This window comes from Syntrophales bacterium, from assembly GCA_030655775.1.
In the GTDB taxonomy this organism is placed as follows: domain Bacteria; phylum Desulfobacterota; class Syntrophia; order Syntrophales; family JADFWA01; genus JAUSPI01.
On sequence record JAUSPI010000125.1, the window covers coordinates 1 to 3140 of the forward strand.

2 protein-coding genes are annotated in these 3140 nt (G+C 44.3%); one reads left to right on the top strand and one right to left on the bottom strand.

Annotation, left to right across the window (positions count from 1 at the left end; genetic code table 11):
* Positions 1 to 191: 191 nt before the first annotated feature.
* Positions 192 to 1979, bottom strand: a complete 1788-nt coding sequence (locus tag Q7J27_06670; protein ID MDO9528827.1) for an ATP-binding protein — start codon at positions 1977 to 1979, stop codon at positions 192 to 194.
* 346 nt (positions 1980 to 2325) lie between these two features.
* Here Q7J27_06670 and Q7J27_06675 point away from each other — a divergent pair, with 346 nt between their 5' ends.
* On the top strand, positions 2326 to 2805 hold the full coding sequence (locus tag Q7J27_06675; protein MDO9528828.1) for a Spy/CpxP family protein refolding chaperone: 480 nt from the start codon (positions 2326 to 2328) through the stop codon (positions 2803 to 2805).
* Positions 2806 to 3140 lie beyond the last annotated feature (335 nt).

Consider the following 3140-nt stretch of genomic DNA (forward strand, 5'->3'; position numbering starts at 1 on the left):
GAGTGCGTTAGCACGAGTTTTAGATTGTAGGGTCGGGTTTTACACCCGACCGCAAACGGTGGCATATAAAATGCCACCCTACAGAATTGATTTGTCAATCGATTTATCAATGGTCCCCAAAATGGTTCTGAGCGAAGAAAACTGACTTTTTACGAGTGCATCATTGTTAGAAAGCGCTCGACTGGCAGTAATCAACTATCAGCTTTATCTGTAACTGGAGACCCGGCTTTTCCTTCAGAAGCGGGCAGCATAATAGACACTGTAGTTCCCTTCCCCTGTTCACTTTTTAGATTCACCTCACCATTGTGGGCTTCGATTATCCTGTGGACAATAGCAAGGCCCAGGCCTGTTCCTGATGGTTTGGTGGTGAAGTAAGGATCAAATATCTTTTCCAGGTCTTTTTTTTGAATACCGACTCCGGTATCGGAAATTTCTATTTTTACCCATCCGGGATCATCTCCGAAAAGCTTCACAGAAAGAGTCCCACCATCATCCATCGCTTCGATGGCGTTTAAATAGAGGTTGAGTAAAACCTGATTAATCCTGTCAGGATCAATAAGCGCCTCATCCATTTCTAAAGAAATCTCCGGATTTATTTTGATATTCTTTTCTCCGGCCTGACCCCCAATCATTTTCAGGGAGTGTTGAATAAGTGTCCGCATGGATGTCGGTTTCAACCGAATATTCATCGGGCGAGCAAATTCCAGAAGTTGACCAATCACTCTGTTTAACCGTTCCACTTCTTGAACCATGATTTCAGCTATCTTTTGATCTTCAGGCACGTCTTTATATCGTTCTTTGAAATAGGTGGCAAACCCCTTGATTGAACTGAGGGGATTTCGAATTTCGTGGGCGATCCCAGCCGCCAGCCTCCCGATGGACGCCAGGCGCTGACTCCGGTCAATTTCCGTCCTGAGGCGTTTAATTTCGGTAAGATCCCTGAAGAGGATAGCATATCCCGCAAAAGTCCCGTCTTCCTCTTCCAGCAGAGTGGCTATCGCTTCCAAGGGAATACGATTCCCATCCTTCACGGGACAATCTATTTCCTTTTCAACAATTCTTGTTTCGGGTTTAAGTTTATCAATTAGTGTGCGTAATTGTTGCGGTAGTACTTGATCGGCTTTCTTGCCGAGTATCTCATCGGCTGAGAGCTGTAGTACCGACTCGGCCGTCTGGTTGAAAGAGGACACGTTTCCATCACTATCGATGGCCAGAAGACCTATGGGCATATTTTCTACCAGGTTGTCGGAAAATGCCCTGATTCTGGAAAGGGAGGTCCTCGCTGAACGGTAACCCTGAACCAGAAAAAGAGAGATTACTCCCGTAAATCCAATTAAAAGAAGAATAAGCGCCATAATCACCGTATGACGTGCATCTTCTTCTCTGGCTAATTCAATCGGTTTCATGTCAAGACCGACGAAAATAGTCAACCGGGATAAAGGTTTGCCTTCCGGAGGGATTATACACGATCGAAACCAGTCATTTGGGACATTTTTGCCCCTTGGTCTTTGAAAGTGTTTGCGCGTAGGGGAAAACCGGCGGAAGACTTCAAAAACGTTTGCACCGTTTTCATCTATGACCTCTCGCCACTGCACCTCTTTGGAACGGGGAATTTTTTCAAGGTCAAGGTCTTTTCCGTGATATTCTCCAATTTTAGAGGGGTCATTATCTGCGAGGATTTTACCATTCAGGTCTGTTATCAGCAGGTAAACAATATCGGCCTGCTGTGCCGTTTCCATCAGCAGTTTCTGAACCTGAAGACCGCCCCAGCGCATCCCCATTCCCGTCCTCGTACCGGCCTCAAAGGACCTTATCAGGGCCGCCCCCTTCTCTAATAAAAGCTGGGTCGTATTCTCTCTTTGCTTGTGAATATTCTGAACGGCAACAAAGATAAAAATAGGCGCCAGAACAACCACCGCTCCTATCACTATCCAGGGTGATAGAGTAATCCATGATTTTTCTCTTTTTCTACCTGTCATAAACTTATTCCAAAGCAAAATAGATGCCAGGCTTCAGGAGGTGATACCCGGCCACCTTGAAACCCCATGTGAGCGGGGAGCTTTTCTTCAACACGGCCGGCATAAGCAAAAAAAGCTGATAGCCGAATGTTCATTATAACTGGATACTTTGTAAACAACAGGATACCATAATTGGATACTTTTTATCCATCTTTTTTCCGAAAATAACAACATAATATACTATCCGTAACCAGCGCTATCAAATTTATTTTGTTATTTAAGCTGGTTATCCAATTATTTTTCATTTGGCACGGTCGTTGCTCACTAAGAAAGCAAAAGTGAAATATCCTTAAAGGAGGATTTTAAAATGAAGAAATTAGCAACAGTTTTAGGAACTATGTTGTTAGTGGTAGTAATGACCATCCCAGTATTTGCCAGGGGTCCCGGATGGGAAAGAGGTCATGGTATGGGCACGGAAAGTTGTGAGGGCTACAATCTGAACTTGACAGCCGAACAATCGGCTAAAATTCAGTCGCTGCGTGAGACACACCTGAAAGAAGCAACGCCGCTGCGAAATCAGCTTTTCAGCAAGCGGTCTGAGTTGAAATTACTGTGGGTTCAGATCAATCCCGATAAAAACAAGATCATGTCCAAGCAGAAAGAAATCAGCGATTTGCAGTACCGTATAAAAGAAAAGTCGACAAACTATCGACTGGAGCTCAGCAAGGTACTGACTCAGGAACAGCAAGCAAAACGGTTGTTCAGCAGAAGTGGCAAGAGAAGTCATCCTCGAGCAGGTATTTGTGGAAACCAGTACTATGGAAGAGGATTAATGGGCAGGTGGTAACTTTGAAGCTCCCCGCAGCAAGCTGCGGGGAACGAAGTAATTCGAAGAATAATGCGCTCGCTGTTCTGTTCAAAATTGGCCTTTCGAGACGTTTGCAAAACCTGCAAACGTCTCGAAAGACATCTCCAATTAATACCAGAGGGTTCAAGGGGGCAAGGATTCAAGGATTCGAGTGAAAGGAAGAAAGACAACCCTGGATTACAGTAGGATGGTTTATATATCTTATGGATCTGTTTGCGAACTGGACACGCAAATATTCTTAGCAGGGGATTTGGATTTAATTGAAAAAGGTGTATTGGGTAAATTAAAAAAAAGATATAGCAGAAAGCGAAAGA

What these genes read in the sequence shown, in the direction of transcription:
- Q7J27_06670 (MDO9528827.1), bottom strand. Translation starts at nt 1,979, where the DNA reads ATGACAGGTAGAAAAAGAGAAAAATCATGGATTACTCTATCACCCTGG.
- Q7J27_06675 (MDO9528828.1), top strand. Translation starts at nt 2,326, where the DNA reads ATGAAGAAATTAGCAACAGTTTTAGGAACTATGTTGTTAGTGGTAGTA.